General features: G+C 58.6%; 17 protein-coding genes. 11 read left to right on the top strand and 6 right to left on the bottom strand.

Features of this window, described 5'->3' with window-relative positions; all coding sequences use genetic code 11:
- Positions 1-191 precede the first annotated feature (191 nt).
- Entirely contained in the window at positions 192-1,511 is a 1,320-nt protein-coding gene (brnQ, locus tag AC6I7J_RS14770; RefSeq protein WP_021507147.1) for a branched-chain amino acid transporter carrier protein BrnQ, read from the top strand.
- A 69-nt stretch (positions 1,512-1,580) separates the two neighbouring features.
- Entirely contained in the window at positions 1,581-2,936 is a 1,356-nt protein-coding gene (proY, locus tag AC6I7J_RS14765; RefSeq protein WP_058775216.1) for a proline-specific permease ProY, read from the top strand.
- Between the two features lie 42 nt (positions 2,937-2,978).
- Here the strand turns inward: proY and AC6I7J_RS14760 are convergent, their stop codons facing one another.
- The 4 genes from AC6I7J_RS14760 to AC6I7J_RS14745 form a co-directional block, all read right to left on the bottom strand.
- On the bottom strand, positions 2,979-4,931 hold the full coding sequence (locus AC6I7J_RS14760) for an acyltransferase family protein (protein ID WP_498006043.1): 1,953 nt from the start codon (positions 4,929-4,931) through the stop codon (positions 2,979-2,981).
- Positions 4,932-5,207: 276 nt separating this feature from the next.
- Positions 5,208-6,443, bottom strand: a complete 1,236-nt coding sequence (locus AC6I7J_RS14755) for a histidine-type phosphatase (RefSeq protein WP_498006041.1) — start codon at positions 6,441-6,443, stop codon at positions 5,208-5,210.
- The gene (locus AC6I7J_RS14750) at positions 6,440-7,249 is read right to left on the bottom strand and encodes an inositol monophosphatase family protein (protein WP_058757972.1); all 810 of its coding nucleotides are present in this window, start codon (positions 7,247-7,249) and stop codon (positions 6,440-6,442) included. The genes AC6I7J_RS14755 and AC6I7J_RS14750 overlap by 4 nt, the downstream gene beginning before the upstream one ends.
- A gap of 162 nt (positions 7,250-7,411) precedes the next feature.
- Positions 7,412-7,993 (bottom strand): ACP phosphodiesterase, encoded by a 582-nt coding sequence (locus tag AC6I7J_RS14745; protein ID WP_021507152.1) that lies wholly within the window; start codon positions 7,991-7,993, stop codon positions 7,412-7,414.
- 104 nt (positions 7,994-8,097) lie between these two features.
- On the opposite strand from AC6I7J_RS14745, the gene queA reads away from it, so the two are divergent.
- The 5 genes from queA to secF are packed head-to-tail and all read left to right on the top strand — an operon-like array spanning position 8,098 to position 13,542.
- Positions 8,098-9,168 (top strand): tRNA preQ1(34) S-adenosylmethionine ribosyltransferase-isomerase QueA, encoded by a 1,071-nt coding sequence (gene queA, locus AC6I7J_RS14740; protein WP_058769378.1) that lies wholly within the window; start codon positions 8,098-8,100, stop codon positions 9,166-9,168.
- A gap of 39 nt (positions 9,169-9,207) precedes the next feature.
- Entirely contained in the window at positions 9,208-10,332 is a 1,125-nt protein-coding gene (gene tgt / locus AC6I7J_RS14735) for a tRNA guanosine(34) transglycosylase Tgt (protein WP_021507154.1), read from the top strand.
- Between the two features lie 25 nt (positions 10,333-10,357).
- On the top strand, positions 10,358-10,690 hold the full coding sequence (yajC, locus tag AC6I7J_RS14730) for a preprotein translocase subunit YajC (protein ID WP_021507155.1): 333 nt from the start codon (positions 10,358-10,360) through the stop codon (positions 10,688-10,690).
- Positions 10,691-10,715: 25 nt separating this feature from the next.
- Complete coding sequence (secD, locus tag AC6I7J_RS14725; protein WP_071813591.1) at positions 10,716-12,563, top strand: protein translocase subunit SecD; 1,848 nt, start codon at positions 10,716-10,718, stop codon at positions 12,561-12,563.
- 10 nt (positions 12,564-12,573) lie between these two features.
- On the top strand, positions 12,574-13,542 hold the full coding sequence (gene secF / locus AC6I7J_RS14720) for a protein translocase subunit SecF (RefSeq protein ID WP_058769379.1): 969 nt from the start codon (positions 12,574-12,576) through the stop codon (positions 13,540-13,542).
- Positions 13,543-13,606: 64 nt separating this feature from the next.
- Here the strand turns inward: secF and AC6I7J_RS14715 are convergent, their stop codons facing one another.
- A complete protein-coding gene (locus AC6I7J_RS14715; protein WP_498006038.1) occupies positions 13,607-14,179 on the bottom strand; it encodes a SadB/YajI family lipoprotein in 573 nt (190 codons plus the stop codon).
- A 15-nt stretch (positions 14,180-14,194) separates the two neighbouring features.
- On the bottom strand, positions 14,195-14,632 hold the full coding sequence (lysM, locus tag AC6I7J_RS14710) for a peptidoglycan-binding protein LysM (protein ID WP_058769381.1): 438 nt from the start codon (positions 14,630-14,632) through the stop codon (positions 14,195-14,197).
- Positions 14,633-14,803: 171 nt separating this feature from the next.
- Here lysM and nrdR point away from each other — a divergent pair, with 171 nt between their 5' ends.
- The 4 genes from nrdR to nusB all read left to right on the top strand — a co-directional run bounded on the left by nrdR (position 14,804) and on the right by nusB (position 17,363).
- The gene (gene nrdR / locus AC6I7J_RS14705) at positions 14,804-15,253 is read left to right on the top strand and encodes a transcriptional regulator NrdR (protein WP_031279647.1); all 450 of its coding nucleotides are present in this window, start codon (positions 14,804-14,806) and stop codon (positions 15,251-15,253) included.
- 3 nt (positions 15,254-15,256) lie between these two features.
- Complete coding sequence (ribD, locus tag AC6I7J_RS14700) at positions 15,257-16,360, top strand: bifunctional diaminohydroxyphosphoribosylaminopyrimidine deaminase/5-amino-6-(5-phosphoribosylamino)uracil reductase RibD (protein WP_058769382.1); 1,104 nt, start codon at positions 15,257-15,259, stop codon at positions 16,358-16,360.
- 93 nt (positions 16,361-16,453) lie between these two features.
- Positions 16,454-16,924: a 6,7-dimethyl-8-ribityllumazine synthase gene (gene ribH, locus AC6I7J_RS14695; RefSeq protein ID WP_058769383.1), complete on the top strand. Its 471-nt coding sequence runs from the start codon at positions 16,454-16,456 to the stop codon at positions 16,922-16,924.
- A 19-nt stretch (positions 16,925-16,943) separates the two neighbouring features.
- Entirely contained in the window at positions 16,944-17,363 is a 420-nt protein-coding gene (gene nusB, locus AC6I7J_RS14690; RefSeq protein ID WP_031279648.1) for a transcription antitermination factor NusB, read from the top strand.
- Positions 17,364-17,397 lie beyond the last annotated feature (34 nt).

Below are 17,397 nucleotides of genomic sequence, written 5' to 3'. Positions count from 1 at the left end.
GTTTTAATTTGCGCCGTTGTCGATTCATCCCTCTGTGAACAGAAGAAAAGCAGTTTAAATCACCTGCGCTGTACCGATTCGGCCCGCATAACGCACTGGTCAAGCCAGTTAAGCCATTGTTTTCGCGCATTCAGGGGACAACACAAACCCAACTTCCACCGCAACATCAGCTACAGGCAGTACAGAAGTTTATGACACATCGTTTAACCTCCAGGGATATCCTGGCGCTGGGCTTCATGACCTTTGCCCTGTTCGTTGGCGCAGGAAACATCATTTTCCCGCCTATGGTCGGTATTCAGTCTGGTGAACATGTCTGGATTGCCGCCTTCGGCTTCCTGATCACCGCGGTTGGTTTACCGGTGATGACCGTGATCGCGCTGGCGCGCGTTGGCGGCGGTATTGATGCGCTCAGCTCACCGATTGGTAAAGCGGCCGGTCTGCTGCTCGCCACCGTATGCTATCTCGCCGTCGGCCCGCTGTTTGCCACGCCGCGCACCGCGACCGTTTCATTTGAAGTCGGGATTGCGCCACTGACCGGCGACGGCCCGCTGCCGCTGTTTATCTATAGCCTGGTGTACTTCGCGCTGGTGATCGGCATTTCGCTCTATCCGGGCAAGCTGCTGGACACCGTCGGGCACTTCCTCGCGCCGCTGAAAATTGTCGCGCTGACCATTCTGGGCGTCGCGGCGCTGCTGTGGCCGGCTGGCGGCATTTCGCCGGCCACCGCCGACTACCAGCGTGCGGCCTTCTCCAGCGGTTTCGTGAACGGCTATCTGACCATGGATACGCTCGGCGCGCTGGTGTTCGGTATCGTCATCGTTAATGCGGCGCGTTCGCGTGGCGTGGAAGACAGCAAACTGCTGACGCGCTATACCATGCTGGCTGGCGTGATCGCCGGTGTTGGCCTGACGCTGGTGTACCTCAGCCTGTTCAAGCTGGGCTCCGGCAGCGGCGCGATTGTCGATCAGAACGCCAACGGCGCGGCGATTCTGCATGCTTACGTGCAGCAGACCTTCGGCGGCATGGGCAGCGTCTTCCTCGCCGCACTGATTTTCGTCGCCTGTATGGTTACGGCGGTGGGCCTGACCTGCGCCTGCGCAGAATTCTTTGCGCAATACCTGCCGTTGTCGTATAAAGCGCTGGTGTTTATTCTCGGCCTGTTCGCCATGCTGGTGTCGAACCTCGGTCTCAGCCACCTGATTCAGATTTCGATTCCGGTGCTGACGGCTATCTATCCGCCGTGCATCGTACTGGTGGTGCTGAGCTTTACCCTGAGCTGGTGGAATCGCAGCACGCGCATCATTGCGCCAACCATGCTGATCAGCCTGCTGTTTGGTATCGTCGACGCCATCAAAACCACCAGCTTTAAAGATGCGCTGCCGCTGTTTAGCCAGCATCTGCCGCTGGCCGATCAGGGACTCTCCTGGCTGCCGCCGTCGCTGGCGATGCTGGTGATTGCTGCGGTGGTTGACCGGGTGAAAGGGCGTGAGCAGGTTGCCGTTCACCAGTAAGCGACATCGCTGTTAATTCCGACCACGGGCTTGCCCGTGGTTTTTTCATTTCCACAGGTACTGTTTGTTATGCAAGAAACCAATAAGCTCAAACGCGGACTGAGCACGCGCCACATCCGTTTTATGGCGCTGGGATCGGCGATCGGCACCGGGCTGTTTTACGGCTCGGCAGATGCCATCAAAATGGCAGGCCCCAGCGTACTGCTGGCCTACATCATCGGCGGCGCCGTGGCGTATATCATCATGCGCGCGCTGGGCGAGATGTCGGTTAACAATCCGCAGGCCAGCTCGTTTTCACGCTACGCGCAGGATTACCTCGGACCGCTGGCGGGCTATATCACCGGCTGGACGTACTGCTTTGAAATCCTGATTGTGGCGATCGCCGACGTCACGGCTTTTGGTATCTACATGGGCGTGTGGTTCCCGGAGGTGCCGCACTGGATTTGGGTGCTGTCGGTGGTGCTGATCATTGGCGCCATCAACCTGATGAGCGTTAAGGTGTTTGGCGAAGTGGAGTTCTGGTTCTCCTTCTTCAAAGTTGCCACCATCATCATCATGATCGTGGCCGGTTTCGGCATGATTTTCTGGGGTATCGGCAACGGCGGTCAGCCGACCGGCATCCATAACCTGTGGACCAACGGCGGCTTCTTTGCTCACGGTATCGTCGGCATGCTGCTGTCCCTGCAGATGGTGATGTTCGCCTACGGCGGCATTGAGATCATTGGTATCACCGCCGGCGAAGCTAAAGATCCGGCGAAATCGATCCCGCGTGCCATCAACTCCGTACCGCTGCGCATTCTGGTGTTCTATGTCGGCACGCTGTTTGTGATCATGTCGATTTATCCCTGGAACCAGGTCGGTACCGCAGGCAGCCCGTTCGTACTGACTTTCCAGCACCTCGGCATCGCCGCCGCCGCCTCCATTCTGAACTTTGTGGTGCTGACTGCTTCGCTGTCGGCGATTAACAGCGATGTGTTTGGCGTCGGCCGCATGCTGCACGGTATGGCGCAGCAGGGACATGCGCCGAAGATGTTTATGAAGGTGTCGAATCGCGGCATTCCATGGGTTACGGTGCTGGTGATGATGCTTGCCATGCTGGTGGCGGTGTACCTCAACTATCTGATGCCGGAAAAAGTGTTCCTGGTGATCGCCTCGCTGGCGACGTTTGCCACCGTGTGGGTGTGGATTATGATTCTGCTGTCGCAGATCGCGTTCCGCCACAAAATCGGCAAAGAGCAGGCCGGTAAGCTGCAGTTTGCTCTGCCGGGCGGCAGCGCTACGGCGTGGGTGGGGGTGCTGTTCCTTGCCTTTATCATCGCGCTGATTGGCTACTTCCCGGATACGCGTATCTCGCTATATGTCGGGTTTGCGTGGATTGTTCTGCTGCTGCTGGCCTGGCCGCTGGCGAAGAAACGTAAAGCGTAAGAAGCTTTACCGCGGGCGAAGCGAGACTTCGCCCGCGGTGCATTACCAGTTTTTCCCCAGCGCCATCTCTCCGCCGTACGGATTCAGGTGATTGTTGTCGTACCAGAGCGGCATGCCCTGATGAGTGACCAGACACCCCTGCGCATTACATAACGTCTCCTGTAGTGACAACACGCGTACGCCATACTGCTGATAATCCTTTAACAGATTTGCCACCGATGCGTTTGGCATCTGCATCTGCTGCGTGCGTTCCGCCGCCAGCGCCGCGCCATCCTGCGCGCTGAGCCAGCTATTCAGGCTGCGGCGCAGCGGCATATTGCGGTTATGGCTGTAGCGCAGCGGATCGAGCGTGATGGTCGGCACATCGTCAATCAGAGTGATCTTTTTCCCTGCCGCCAGCAGCTGCGCCACCACGGTATCCAGCCCGCTTTTCAACGCCTGCAGATTGTCCTGCGCCGGATCGCGGAGACTGCGGAATCCGCTGCCCGGCTGCGCACTGAGGCCCGCCGCCCAGAACGCGCTGATCACCACTTCGTCTATTTTATCGCTCAGGATGATCGGCAGAACCCGCTGATTAAAATCGAGGCACTGCTGTGCATGCTGCGGTTTTTGCGGCATCGCGCGCGTGGCGTCAAGCAGGAAAGGGCAGGAGGCTTTGGTCAGCTGAAACAGCGGTTTCTGCTGCCGCCGGGCGTAATCGGCGACGTTGGCCGCCAGCGCGGCGGCATGGCTGTCGCCAATCAGCGCTATCGCCGGTGTGTCACTCTGCGGCTGGCACTGCGCATCGCGGGCGGGCCGCGTGGCGCCGTAATCCAGCAGGCAGGGATCGCGCTGGGCGGCGACTTTCCATTCGTCGCCGAGCATCACCGCTTCATTGACGCGCGATTTCAGGCCACCGCTCTGCCACAGCAGCACCATGGCACCGGCTGCCAGCAGCGACGAGGCGCAATAGCCGGGGATCAGCCAGCGCGTACCGCTGCGCGCCCGACGGAATGGCTGTTCGATGAAGCGCCAGGAGAGCCAGGCGATGACCAGCGCAACGGCACAGATGCTCAGCGCCTGCCAGATGCTGAGCGGCCGATCGCTGCAGATGCGCGCCAGACTGAGCAGCGGCCAGTGCCACAGATACCACGAGTAGGAAATTTTACCGATGAAGCGCATCGGCGCGTTCTCCAGCAGCCGTTGATTGAGCGGGCTGCGTGCACCGATCATCAGACAGGCCGCCAGCACCGGCAGCAGCGCCAGCCAGCCGGGAAAGCGATCGCTATGGCTGAGTAACAGCGTGGCACCAATGATCAGCAGCCAGCCAGCAAGATGACAGAGGCTGGCCAGCCGGCCGGTGACGGGGCGGGGTTGCCACAGCGCCAGCAGCACGCCGGCACCCAGTTCCCAGGCGCGGGTTGGCAGCAGATAAAACGCCTGAGTGCTGGAGAGGGGCGTTAACCACAGGCAGCCGGCCAGCGACAGCAGGCTGAGCAGTAGCACCACGCCGGTCATTGTGCGCCGCAGCCGCACGGCCAGCAGCAGAATAAACGGCAGCACGATATAGAACTGCTCCTCAATGCCCAGCGACCAGGTCATCAGCAGCGGATTGAGATCGGCATCCGCACTGAAATAGTCGCCACTCTTCAGTAACAGCATATTGGGCACCGAGAGAAACACCGCCATGCTGTATTTTGCCAGCTGGCTTAATTCCAGCGGTGATAACAGCAGATAACCGAGCAGCAGCAATACCATCAGCATAAAAAACAGGGCGGGCGAAATACGCCGGATGCGGCGTAAATAAAACTGATAAAACGAGAAGGTGCCGGCGGTAATTTCTTTACTGATAATGCCGCCAATTAAAAAGCCGGAAATAACGAAAAATATATCGACGCCAATAAAGCCGCCCGGCACGGCGCTGACGCCGCAGTGGAACAGCACAACCAATATAATAGCGACAGCGCGCAGACCATCGATATCCGGACGATAGCGCAGCGAGACAGGTACAGACATAACAGGATCCCAGTTATTCAATGTTAATTTGCGATTTTATTACTGCGGGTAAAAATAGCTCGGCGCATCCTGTCGCCGAAAAATGTAAAAAGAGAAAGGTATTACTAAGGGATGATTGACCCGTGCAGCATATCGCAGTTTTTCAGCGCTAACGCTTTTAAGGGAAAAAAAAGAAAAGTCTCAGATAACCGTGCCCACCAGCTTGCAGTTTATTGCTGTAATTTCGCTGCAGGAATAAGCCGGCGTAATCTGTCTGGCTTAACCCGGCGGCTGGCGTCAGGGATAGTTCACGGGGATTACCGCGCGCTGATCAATGGCGGTGCGCCAGTGCTCAAGCGTCGATTGATAAGGACACAGCGTGCCCACTGCCGTCTGGCGACAGTTTTGCTGATGCCACTCCTGGCGCAGCAGCGGGTGCTGCCGATCGATCGGCGTTAGCTGGCGCAGCGCATCCAGACTTTGCGCCTGAAAATAGACGCGCAGCAGCAGCGTCTGCGTCTGGTTATCGCGCCAGCGCTCAAACACCAGGCTGCTGCCGGGCGGAATATTACCGCGCGCGTAGCCGGGCAGTTGCCAGCTGAAGCCGATCAGCGTGCGCAGCATGGCGATATTGGTGTCGTGTGCCACCAGCAGCAGCCAGCGGGTGGAGGGCGTCGCCGCATCGTCCTGCAGGTTGCGCACCACCGCGTCGAGCAGAATCGACGCACGCTTTTGCGCGATATATGGCACATCATTACTCAGATCGTAATTGGCGGTCAGTAACGGCAGCAGGGCGCTGATCTGCTGCGCCCGGGTGATGTTGCCCCACGCCAGCTGGCTGAGCGGCAGATTTTCGCTCCAGCCGAGCCGTAAGGTTTCGGCCATGCTGGCCAGCACGCTGAGACCCTGCACGTAGGTATGGCCGCTTTTACTCTGCTTCAGCTGCCAGGGGCGATCGAAGAACGGGCAATCTGCCGCGCATACCGCCTGCCTGAGCTGCTGCACGGCGGGCTGTAAACGCTGCTGCAGTGCGGCGAGATCGCCGGCGCGCGCCGCGACCGCTGCCCGCTCCGTGGCAGCATCAGTTTGGCCGAACGGCAGTTTTTCGCTCTGAAACAGCGGATCGACCGTCCCCGCGACGTGATGAACTGCCACATCGCAGCCGGGAAAGGCGCCCTGCAGCAGCGCCTGTGCCGTGGCACGGGTGCGCTGCAGCGGACTGGCGCGCACGTAAATTTGCCCGGCATCGGGACAGCCGGCACGCAGCAGGCCGAGCTGGCGATAGTGTTCACCCTGCCAGCGACCTTTATTCACGACCGCTGCATAACCGTGTGCGGTGAGTTCGCCGTCGGCGCTGCGCCAGCGCGACCAGGCGCGCTGGGTGGCGGCTTCTATTTCCGTGCGGTTACCTGCGGTGGGAGGACGCACGCCGTGACGGCTGATCTCTACCACTTTTTCCAGCTGGTAGCGCGGCTGCGCCTGCGCGGTGAGCGCCAGCAAAGCCAGCAGCGCGCTCAGCAGCAGACGTGTCATAGCGTTGGTTGTGCCGGCAGCAGCGCTTTGAGCTGCGGATAGAGCACCGCGTTGGCCAGCAGCACCGGATTACCCTGTTGCAGGCCGTGGTGGCTGAGATAATCGTTGGTGACGCCGCCCGCTTCGCGCATCAGCACAATGCCGGGCAGGCCATCCCACGGATTCATATGCGCTTCGTAATAGCCAATCAGCCGGCCAGCGGCTGCCCAGGCGCTCATCAGCGCACCGGAACCGTTGCGGATAAACATGCCGCCCTGCGCCAGCAGCTGGCTGATAAAGGTGGTCAGCGGTTCAATCGGCTGGCTGTTCGAGCTGCTAAGGCCCAGCAGCCCCTGGTCGAGCCGCTGCGCGCTGTGTGCCTGAATGCGCTTGTCATTTACCCAGGCACCTTTGCCGCGGCAGGCGTGGAAGGTTTCCTGATGATTAGGATCGCTGACTACGCCAATCACCGGCTGATTGTCACAGACAATCGCCAGCGAGACGCACCAGTTGTGCAGGCCGTTAAGAAAGCTGCTGGTGCCGTCAATCGGATCGATGACCCAGATAAAGCGCGCGCCGCTGACATCACCGCCGCTCTCTTCACCCAGCACCGCATCGTCAGGAAAACGCTCATGAATCAGGTGCTTTACCAGCAGCTCAACGTTGCGATCCGCCTCGCTGACCACATCCTGCAAATCCTTCTTGTGCTCCACCACCAGCTGATGGCGCTGCTGATACCACGCCAGCGCGCGGCTGGCGGCGGTTTTCGCCACCTCACAGGCATAGTGATAACGGGCATCTAATTCGGTTAGCGTAGCTGATGACATTTTTCCCTCTTATCATTCACTGGCAATCGACGTGGCAAACCACGCCGGATAAAGCGCCATGGCTGTGTGACTGGCTTAACAAAAGTTAAGCAAGGCTTCATTAAGCCGCAGATGGCTGCGGCTGGCAAGGGGAGGCAATGCGGGGCAGCGGCAAATTGTGCTTCACAGCTGCCGGGCGCGCGCGGCGGCCATCAGGCGTGGATAGAACTGGAAAAACAGCGGTTCGAGCTGGGTGTAGTGGTCGACAAAATCCTGATAGGAGTCGCGCAGCGCCGCCAGCCGTGGCCGGCGATGCGCCATGCCGCTTAGTACGCGCGCCAGCCGCGCCGGGTCAGCATAGTGTTCAAACCAGCGTTCGCGCCACATTACCGCGTTGAGCTCGATAAAATCGGTCGGCGTGCCGGGCAGCTGCGGCACAATATCGCGCTCGGCGGCGGCGCTAAAATCAGACAGCGACTGCGCCGGATGCAGCTGATCCCAGTGGCGCGCCAGGAAGTGGTCCCAGATCACGTCGAGGGTAATTGGCGCGACGCGGCGCGTTTCGGCGCGGAACAGCTGACGCGCGCTGCGCACTTCCGGCAGGTTATCGGTCAGCACATCAATACGCCGGTGCAGGGCAATACCGGCCACCACTGGCTGCGGCCACTGCGCCTCAACGTTGCCGCGCACGAAGTCGGCCAGCAGATTACCCAGCAGTGAGCTGTCGGCCAGGGTTGCAAGGTGAAGGTGAGCAAGAAAGTTCATGGCGCATTATAGGCAGAATCACACCGGCGCAGCCAGTTGTTCAGAATTGCCCACTTTTCCGCTAAACTATGCCGCCTGTTTTTTGAGTCCTGAAGAAGTGATGCATGCGTGTAGCCGATTTTGCCTTTGAATTACCGGAATCTTTGATCGCCCACTATCCGCAGGCGCAGCGCAGCGGTTGCCGCCTGCTGTCGCTGGATGGCCCGAGCGGGGCGCTGAACCATGGCGTGTTTACTGATGTGCTGGATAAGCTCAATCCGGGCGATCTGCTGGTGTTCAATAATACCCGGGTGATTCCGGCGCGCGTCTATGGCCGTAAAGCCAGCGGCGGCAAAATTGAGATGCTGGTTGAGCGCATGCTGGATGACAAACGTGTGCTGGCGCACGTGCGAGCCTCCAAAGCGCCGAAGCCGGGTGCCGAATTACTGCTGGGCGACGACGAAAGCGTCAAAGCTACCATGGTGGCGCGCCACGATGCGCTGTTCGAAATCGAGTTTGCGGACGATCGCGCGGTGCTGGATATCCTGAACAGCGTCGGCCATATGCCGCTGCCGCCGTACATCGATCGTCCGGATGAGGAAGCTGACCGCGAGCTATATCAGACGGTGTACAGCGCGCGCCCCGGCGCGGTGGCAGCGCCGACCGCCGGTCTGCACTTCGATGAGCCGCTGCTGGCGGCGCTGAAGGCGAAAGGCGTGGAGATGGCGTTTGTGACGCTGCACGTCGGCGCTGGCACCTTCCAGCCGGTGCGCGTAGAGAACATCAACGATCACATCATGCACTCTGAATATGCCGAAGTGCCGCAGGACGTGGTGGACGCGGTGCTGGCGTGCAAAGCGCGCGGTAACAAAGTGGTGGCGGTGGGCACCACCTCGGTGCGTTCGCTGGAGAGCGCAGCGCAGGCCTGCCAGGATGGGCTGATCGCGCCGTTTTTCGATGACACGCAGATCTTTATCTATCCGGGCTATCACTATCAGGTGATTGATGCGCTGATCACCAACTTCCACCTGCCGGAATCGACGCTGATTATGCTGGTCTCGGCGTTTGCCGGTTATCAACACACCATGGCGGCTTATCAGAGCGCGGTGGCGGAGCAGTACCGTTTCTTTAGCTACGGGGATGCGATGTACATCACCCGTAATCCACAGGCTCCCGACGAAATCGTTGGTGGCTGAGTAATCAGACTGTTTCTCTGATTATCGAAAGAGGTCAATGTGAAATTTGAATTAGATACCACCGACGGGCGCGCGCGCCGTGGCCGTCTGGTCTTTGATCGCGGCGTCGTGGAAACCCCGGCGTTTATGCCGGTCGGCACCTACGGCACGGTCAAAGGCATGACGCCGGAAGAAGTGAAAGAGACCGGCGCGCAGATCCTGCTGGGTAACACCTTCCACCTGTGGCTGCGTCCGGGGCAGGAGATCATGAAACTGCACGGCGACCTGCACGATTTCATGCACTGGCAGGGACCGATCCTGACCGACTCCGGCGGCTTCCAGGTATTCAGCCTCGGCGATATCCGTAAGATCACCGAAGCCGGCGTGCATTTCCGCAACCCGATCAACGGCGATCCGATTTTCCTCGACCCGGAAAAATCGATGGAGATTCAGTACGATCTCGGCTCCGACATTGTGATGATCTTCGACGAATGTACGCCGTATCCGGCGGACTGGGATTACGCTAAACGCTCGATGGAGATGTCACTGCGCTGGGCGCAGCGCAGCCGCGACCGCTTTGACGCGCTCGGTAACAAAAATGCGCTGTTTGGCATTATTCAGGGCGGGGTTTACGAAGATTTACGTGATGTCTCGGTTAAAGGTCTGGTAGAGATTGGCTTTGATGGGTACGCTGTGGGCGGCCTGGCGGTGGGTGAACCGAAAGAGGACATGCACCGCATCCTGGAACACGTCTGTCCGCAAATTCCGCAAGACAAACCGCGTTATTTGATGGGCGTCGGCAAACCGGAAGATCTGGTGGAAGGCGTTCGCCGCGGTATCGATATGTTTGACTGTGTTATGCCAACGCGTAACGCGCGCAATGGCCATCTGTTCGTCACCGATGGCGTGGTGAAAATCCGCAATGCGAAATACAAAGATGACACCGCGCCGCTGGATGCGGAGTGTGATTGTTACACCTGTCGCAATTACACGCGTGCCTACTTGCATCATCTTGATCGCTGTAACGAAATACTGGGCGCACGTCTGAACACCATCCACAATCTGCGCTATTACCAGCGTCTGATGGCGGGTTTACGCCAGGCCATCGAAGAGGGTAAATTAGAGCACTTTGTTAGCGAGTTCTACCAACGGACGGGCAAAGCGGTTCCACCGTTAAACGTCTGATAATTCTATCAATGAGGGAAATTTAATGAGCTTTTTCATTTCTGACGCCGTGGCCGCAGCTGGCGCTCCGTCTCAGGGAAGTCCGTATTCTCTGGTGATCATGCTGGTGGTTTTTGGTCTGATTTTCTACTTCATGATCCTGCGTCCACAGCAGAAGCGCGCCAAAGATCACAAAAAGCTGATGGATTCCATCTCCAAAGGTGATGAAGTGCTGACCAACGGTGGCCTGGTGGGCCGCGTAACGAAAGTGGCTGAAACCGGCTACATCGCTATCGCCCTGAACGACACCACTGAAGTAGTGATTAAACGTGATTTCGTGGCCGCCGTTCTGCCGAAAGGTACAATGAAGGCGCTGTAATTTATTCTTCCCGAAGGGAACTGCCGTGTTAAACCGTTATCCTTTGTGGAAGTACATCATGCTGGTCGTCGTGATTCTCGTCGGCCTGCTGTATGCGCTTCCTAACCTTTATGGTGAGGATCCGGCCGTTCAGATCACTGGTGCGCGCGGTGGCGCCGCCAGTGAGCAAACGTTGGATCAGATCCAGACCGTATTAAAACAAGACAATATCCAGAGCAAATCCCTCGCGCTGGAAAATGGTGCCATTCTGGCCCGTTTCGCTAACACGGATATTCAGCTGCGCGCGCGTGAAGCCATCACCAATGCGCTGGGCGAAGATTTCGTCGTGGCGCTCAACCTGGCCCCTGCCACACCGCGCTGGCTGACCATGCTGGCCGCTGAACCGATGAAACTCGGCCTCGATCTGCGCGGCGGCGTGCACTTCCTGATGGAAGTCGACATGGATACTGCCCTCGGCAAGCTGCAGGAGCAGAATGCTGATGGCCTGCGCAGCGATCTGCGCGAAAAAAATATCCCTTACACCAACGTTAGCAAAATCGCTAACTACGGCACCGAAATACGCTTCCGCGACGGCGCCAGCCGTGATGCGGCCATCAGCTATCTGACGCCGCGCCATCGCGACCTGGTGATCACCAGCGCTGGCAGCGACACGCTGCGTGCGGTGATGACCGATGCGCGTCTGAGTGAAGCGCGCGAATATGCGGTGCAGCAGAACATTAACATCCTGCGTAACCGTGTGAACCAGCTGGGTGTAGCCGAGCCGCTGGTACAGCGTCAGGGCGCTGACCGCATCGTGGTTGAGCTGCCGGGTATCCAGGATACCGCGCGTGCTAAAGAGATTCTGGGTGCTACCGCAACGCTGGAGTTCCGCCTGGTCAACACCTCGGTGGATCCGAGCGCTGCCGCCAGCGGCCGCGTGCCGGGTGACTCGGAAGTGAAAAAGACGCGTGAAGGTCAGCCGGTGGTGCTGTACAAGCGCGTGATTCTCACCGGTGACCACATCACCGACTCGACGTCCAGCATGGATGAGTACAACCAGCCGCAGGTGAATATCTCGCTTGATGGCGCCGGCGGTAACATCATGTCCAACTTCACCAAGGACAACATCGGCAAGCCGATGGCGACCCTGTTTGTGGAGTACAAGGACAGCGGTAAGAAAGATGCGAACGGTCGTGCGATTCTGGTGAAGCAGGAAGAAGTGATTAACGTGGCGAACATTCAGTCGCGCCTCGGCAACAGCTTCCGAATTACCGGTATCAGCAACCCGAACGAAGCGCGTCAGCTGTCGCTGCTGCTGCGTGCCGGTGCGCTGATTGCGCCAATCCAGATTGTGGAAGAGAGGACCATCGGTCCTACCATGGGCCAGCAGAACATCACGCAGGGTCTCGAAGCCTGTCTGTGGGGTCTGATTGCCTCCATCATCTTTATGGTGGTGTTCTACAAGAAGTTTGGTCTGATTGCGACCAGCGCACTGCTGTGCAACCTGGTGTTGATTGTCGGCATCATGTCACTGTTACCGGGCGCCACGCTCACCATGCCGGGCATTGCCGGTATCGTGCTGACGCTGGCGGTGGCGGTGGATGCTAACGTGTTGATTAACGAACGTATTAAAGAAGAACTGCGTAACGGACGCTCGGTACAGCAGGCGATTCATGAAGGCTATAAAGGCGCCTTCTCCAGTATCGTCGACGCCAACGTCACCACGCTGATTAAAGTTATCATTCTTTATGCGGTCGGTACCGGCTCGATCAAAGGGTTTGCGATTACCACGGCTATCGGTATCGCGACTTCCATGTTCACCGCTATCGTCGGCACCCGTGCCATCGTTAACCTGGTGTACGGCGGCAAACGCATCAATAAGCTGTCTATCTGAGGAGTGCGTTGTGGCACAGGAATATAGTATTGAACAGCTGAACCATGGGCGTAAAGTCGTCGACTTTATGCGCTGGGACACGCTGGCCTTTATCATCTCCGGCCTGCTGATTGTGGCGTCCATCGCCATTATCGGTGTGCGCGGCTTTAACTGGGGGCTCGATTTCACCGGCGGGACGGTGATTGAGATCAACCTCGAGAAGCCGGCGGATCTGGATGCGCTGCGTGACGGGCTGGTGAAGGCAGGCTTTGAGGAGCCGCTGGTACAGAACTTTGGCAGCAGCCGTGATGTGATGGTGCGTATGCCACCGACCACCGGCAATGCAGGTCAGGAGCTGGGCAATAAAGTGGTTGCCTCGATCAACCAGACGACGCAGCAGAACGCGACCGTGAAGCGAATTGAGTTCGTGGGCCCGAGCGTGGGCAGCGATCTGGCGCAGGCCGGGGCGATGGCGCTGCTGTCGGCGCTGATTGCGATTCTGATCTACATCGGCTTTCGCTTTGAGTGGCGTCTGGCGCTGGGCACCGTGCTGGCGCTGGCGCACGACGTGATCATCACCTGCGGCATTCTGTCGCTGTTCCACATTGAGATCGATCTGACGATTGTGGCGTCGCTGATGTCGGTGATTGGTTACTCGCTCAACGATAAGATCGTGGTTTCCGACCGTATTCGTGAGAACTTCCGCAAAATCCGTCGCGGTTCTTCTTACGACATCACTAACGTGTCGCTGACCCAGACGCTGAGCCGTACGTTGATCACCTCGATCACCACGCTGGCGATGATCCTGATCCTGTTCATCTTTGGTGGCGCACTGCTGAAAGGCTTCTCGCTGACCATGCTGATCGGTGTCACCATCGGTACCATTTCGTCGATCTACGTGTCGTCCGCGCTGGCGCTGAAGCTGGGCATGAAGCGTGAACACATGCTGGTGCAGAAAGTGGAGAAAGAGGGCGCCGATCAGCCTTCGATTCTGCCGTAATTGTGCCGGAGAAATGAAACGGGCTGCCTGAGTGCAGCCCGTTTTTTTATGCCTGACGCCAGAGTTACTGGCCTGGAACGACCGTGCTGGCATCCGTCACCGCCTGCACATCATGCACGCGCACGTAGCCGAGCTGACCCGGTGCCAGCCCGCTGAGTCGCAACGGTACGCTGACCGAACTGCGCGGCATCAGACTGGCGGGCACGGTAATGGTCTGGCTCAGGCTGTCGGCGTTCAGCGGCTTGCCGCTGGCGGGATCGATTTCGCCCCATACCACGCGGGCGCTGAGCGCCGGCACCGGCTTATCATCGGTTGCACGGATATTCAGGTTAGCGCGGCTGCCGCTGGCTTCCCCCTCAACGTGCGACAGCGACAGGCGCAGTTTACCCAGCTGCGTCTGCAGCTCTACCGGCGTATTCGCCTGCGGGAGTAACCATGCGCCCTGCGTCGACTGGCTGTTGAGCTGCCCCTGAATCTCCAGCGCGCTGGCCTGACTGGTCAGTTTGCGCATCTGCTGGTTGAGCTGGCTCACTTCCTGATGCAGCGCTTTGACCTGAGGTGAAGCGGGGGTGGAGCTGCAACCACTGAGCACCAGCGCAGCAAGCGCTGCCGACACCCAAATCATCCTGAACGTCATGCAATGTCCTTCCGGTTATTTAGGGATACGTAAAACCTGGCCGGGATAGATCTTATCAGGATGCGTCAGCATTGGCTTGTTCGCTTCAAAGATCTTGTTGTATTCGTTCGGTGTGCCGTACACCTGCTTCGAGATAGCGCTCAGGGTATCGCCTTTTTTCACCGTGTAGAATTCGGCCTGCGCGGCGCTGTCACTGGTGGTGACGTTATCTTCCACTTTGGTGATGCCGGCCACGTTACCCGCCGCCACCAGAATCTTCTCTTTCAACTCCTGCGAGATACCGTCACCGCTGACCTTCACGGTATCGCCCTGGACATCGACTTTCACTTTATCGCTGTCGGGCAGGCCGAGTTGATTAATGTGCTCCTGCAGCTTTTTGCTCTGGTCATCGCCGCCTGACACCGCATCCCACAGTTTTTCACCCGCTTCTTTGACGAAATTGAATAAACCCATACATCCTCCTGTCATTAAGCCGGATTGGCTCTCTAAGCTTAGTAACTTTTCACGGTTTGCTGTAACCGTCAGGCGTCGCTGTGAGCCAGGTGGCGATTCTGCGCCCTGTATTTTGTTGCAACCGGGAACGCGCTACACTATCTGCCCCCAATTCTCGCGACAGGAAACGTCATGCATTGCCCATTCTGCTCCGCTGTGGACACCAAAGTGATTGATTCACGTCTGGTTAGTGAAGGCTCCTCAGTGCGCCGCCGCCGCCAGTGCCTGGTGTGCCATGAGCGTTTTACCACCTTTGAAGTGGCCGAGCTGGTAATGCCGCGCGTGGTGAAAAGCAACGACGTGCGCGAACCCTTTAACGAAGATAAGCTGGCCAGCGGCATGATGAAGGCGCTGGAGAAGCGTCCGGTGAGCGCGGATGCCGTCGACAACGCGGTCAATCACATCAAAACCCAGCTGCGCGCCACCGGCGAACGTGAAATTCCCAGCAAGCTGATTGGTAACCTGGTGATGGAAGAGCTGAAGAAGCTGGATAAAGTCGCTTATATTCGCTTCGCATCGGTGTACCGCAGTTTTGAAGATATTCGTGACTTTGGCGAAGAGATCGCCCGCTTACAGGATTAATCCATGACCGATGCGCACTACATGGCGCGCGCGCTGGAACTGGCGCGGCGCGGACAATACACCACCACCCCGAATCCTAACGTCGGCTGCGTTATCGTGCGCGACGGCGAGATCGTGGGCGAAGGCTGGCATCAGCGCGCCGGTGAACCGCACGCGGAAGTGCACGCGCTGCGCATGGCGGGTGACCACGCACGCGGTGCGACCGCGTATGTCACGCTGGAACCCTGCAGCCATCACGGTCGGACGCCGCCGTGCTGCGATGCGCTGATTGCCGCCGGCGTCAGCCGGGTGGTCGCGGCGATGCAGGATCCTAATCCGCAGGTGGCCGGGCGCGGCTTGTATCGTTTACAGCAGGCGGGCATCGACGTGAGTCACGGCCTGATGATGAACGAAGCGGAAGCGCTCAATCGCGGTTTTCTCAAACGCATGCGTACCGGTTTTCCGTGGATTCAGCTCAAACTGGGCGCCTCGCTGGATGGCCGTACCGCCATGGCCAGCGGCGAAAGCCAGTGGATCACTTCCGCAGCGGCAAGGCGCGATGTGCAACGTTTACGTGCCCGCAGTTCAGCTATCCTTACCACCAGCGCCACCGTGCTGGCGGACAATCCGTCGCTGACGGTGCGCTGGGATGAACTGAGCGAGACCGTGCGCCAGCAGCTGGATGAGAGCCAGCTGCGTCAGCCGGTGCGGGTGGTGATCGACAGCCAGCAGCGCGTGACGCCACAGCACCGTTTGATCGCCCAGCCCGGCGAAACCTGGTTGATGCGCACGGAGGCTGATGCACAAAGCTGGCCGCCGGGCGTGAGTCAGATTGAGGTGCCGCCGCGCGGTGAGCAGCTCGATCTGGTGGCGATGATGATGCTGCTCGGTCAGCGTCAGATCAACAGCGTGTGGGTCGAGGCCGGTGCCGGTCTGGCCGGTGCGCTGCTGCAGGCCGGCCTGGTGGATGAACTGATCGTTTATCTGGCGCCGAAACTGCTGGGTAACGCCGCGCGCGGCCTGTGTGCGCTGCCGGGACTGGAAACGCTGGCCGATGCGCCAGCGCTGAATTTTAGCGACGTGCGTCAGGTTGGCGACGATTTACGGCTGACCCTGACACCACGCTGAGCATGCACGGAAAAGCCTGAGCGCGTTGCCGAAGAGTATGATAGAATCCGCCCCCTTCTGCGGGGCCATAAAACAAACACCCAAAGGATATGTATGAAAGTTATCGAAGCTGCTGTTGCCACGCCTGATGCCAAGATTGCCATCGTAATCGCGCGTTTTAACAATTTCATCAATGACAGCCTGCTGGACGGTGCGGTTGACGCGCTGAAGCGTATTGGCCAGGTCAAAGCGGAAAACATCACCGTGGTCTGGGTACCGGGCGCTTACGAGCTGCCGCTGGCGGCACGCGCCCTGGCGAAAACCGGCAAGCACGACGCGATCGTTGCACTGGGCACGGTGATCCGTGGCGGTACCGCACACTTCGAATACGTGGCGGGTGAAGCCAGCTCCGGCATCGCTCACGTAGCGATGAACAGCGAAATTCCGGTGACCTTCGGCGTCCTGACCACCGAAAACATCGAGCAGGCGATTGAACGCGCCGGCACCAAAGCGGGTAACAAAGGCGCCGAAGCGGCCCTGACCGCACTTGAAATGATTAACGTATTGAAAGCCATCAAAGCCTGATTTTTGTAAGGGGAATTTTGTGAAACCTGCTGCTCGTCGTCGCGCCCGTGAGTGCGCTGTCCAGGCGCTTTACTCCTGGCAGTTGTCTAACAACGACATTGCCGATGTGGAATACCAGTTTCTGGCGGAACAAGACGTCAAAGACGTCGATATTAGCTATTTCCGCGAACTGCTGGCCGGTGTGGCGACCAACAGCGCGTTCCTGGACGGCCTGATGAAGCCTTACCTGTCGCGCCAGCTGGAAGAGCTGGGCCAGGTAGAAAAAGCCATCCTGCGCATTTCGCTCTATGAACTGAGCAAGCGTGACGATGTGCCGTACAAAGTGGCGATCAACGAAGGTATCGAACTGGCTAAAGTGTTTGGTGCTGAAGACAGCCATAAATTTGTTAACGGCGTGCTGGATAAAGCCGCTCCGCAAATTCGACCGAACAAAAAATAAGTGCAAAAGGCCGGCTCACCGGCCTTTTTTCATT

It is taken from the genome of Type-C symbiont of Plautia stali (assembly GCF_059730935.1).
The sequence above is the reverse complement of the archived record's forward strand: the minus strand, read 5'-3'. Positions and strand labels throughout refer to the sequence as shown.

Excerpts from the sequence above, each read along its gene's own strand:
- brnQ (WP_021507147.1), top strand. The coding sequence starts at position 192 with ATGACACATCGTTTAACCTCCAGGGATATCCTGGCGCTGGGCTTCATG.
- ribH (WP_058769383.1), top strand. The coding sequence starts at position 16,454 with ATGAAAGTTATCGAAGCTGCTGTTGCCACGCCTGATGCCAAGATTGCC.
- yajC (WP_021507155.1), top strand. The coding sequence starts at position 10,358 with ATGAGCTTTTTCATTTCTGACGCCGTGGCCGCAGCTGGCGCTCCGTCT.
- AC6I7J_RS14745 (WP_021507152.1), bottom strand. The coding sequence starts at position 7,993 with ATGAACTTTCTTGCTCACCTTCACCTTGCAACCCTGGCCGACAGCTCA.
- AC6I7J_RS14755 (WP_498006041.1), bottom strand. The coding sequence starts at position 6,443 with ATGACACGTCTGCTGCTGAGCGCGCTGCTGGCTTTGCTGGCGCTCACC.
- AC6I7J_RS14715 (WP_498006038.1), bottom strand. The coding sequence starts at position 14,179 with ATGACGTTCAGGATGATTTGGGTGTCGGCAGCGCTTGCTGCGCTGGTG.
- proY (WP_058775216.1), top strand. The coding sequence starts at position 1,581 with ATGCAAGAAACCAATAAGCTCAAACGCGGACTGAGCACGCGCCACATC.
- ribD (WP_058769382.1), top strand. The coding sequence starts at position 15,257 with ATGACCGATGCGCACTACATGGCGCGCGCGCTGGAACTGGCGCGGCGC.
- nrdR (WP_031279647.1), top strand. The coding sequence starts at position 14,804 with ATGCATTGCCCATTCTGCTCCGCTGTGGACACCAAAGTGATTGATTCA.
- AC6I7J_RS14750 (WP_058757972.1), bottom strand. The coding sequence starts at position 7,249 with ATGTCATCAGCTACGCTAACCGAATTAGATGCCCGTTATCACTATGCC.
- lysM (WP_058769381.1), bottom strand. The coding sequence starts at position 14,632 with ATGGGTTTATTCAATTTCGTCAAAGAAGCGGGTGAAAAACTGTGGGAT.
- AC6I7J_RS14760 (WP_498006043.1), bottom strand. The coding sequence starts at position 4,931 with ATGTCTGTACCTGTCTCGCTGCGCTATCGTCCGGATATCGATGGTCTG.
- queA (WP_058769378.1), top strand. The coding sequence starts at position 8,098 with ATGCGTGTAGCCGATTTTGCCTTTGAATTACCGGAATCTTTGATCGCC.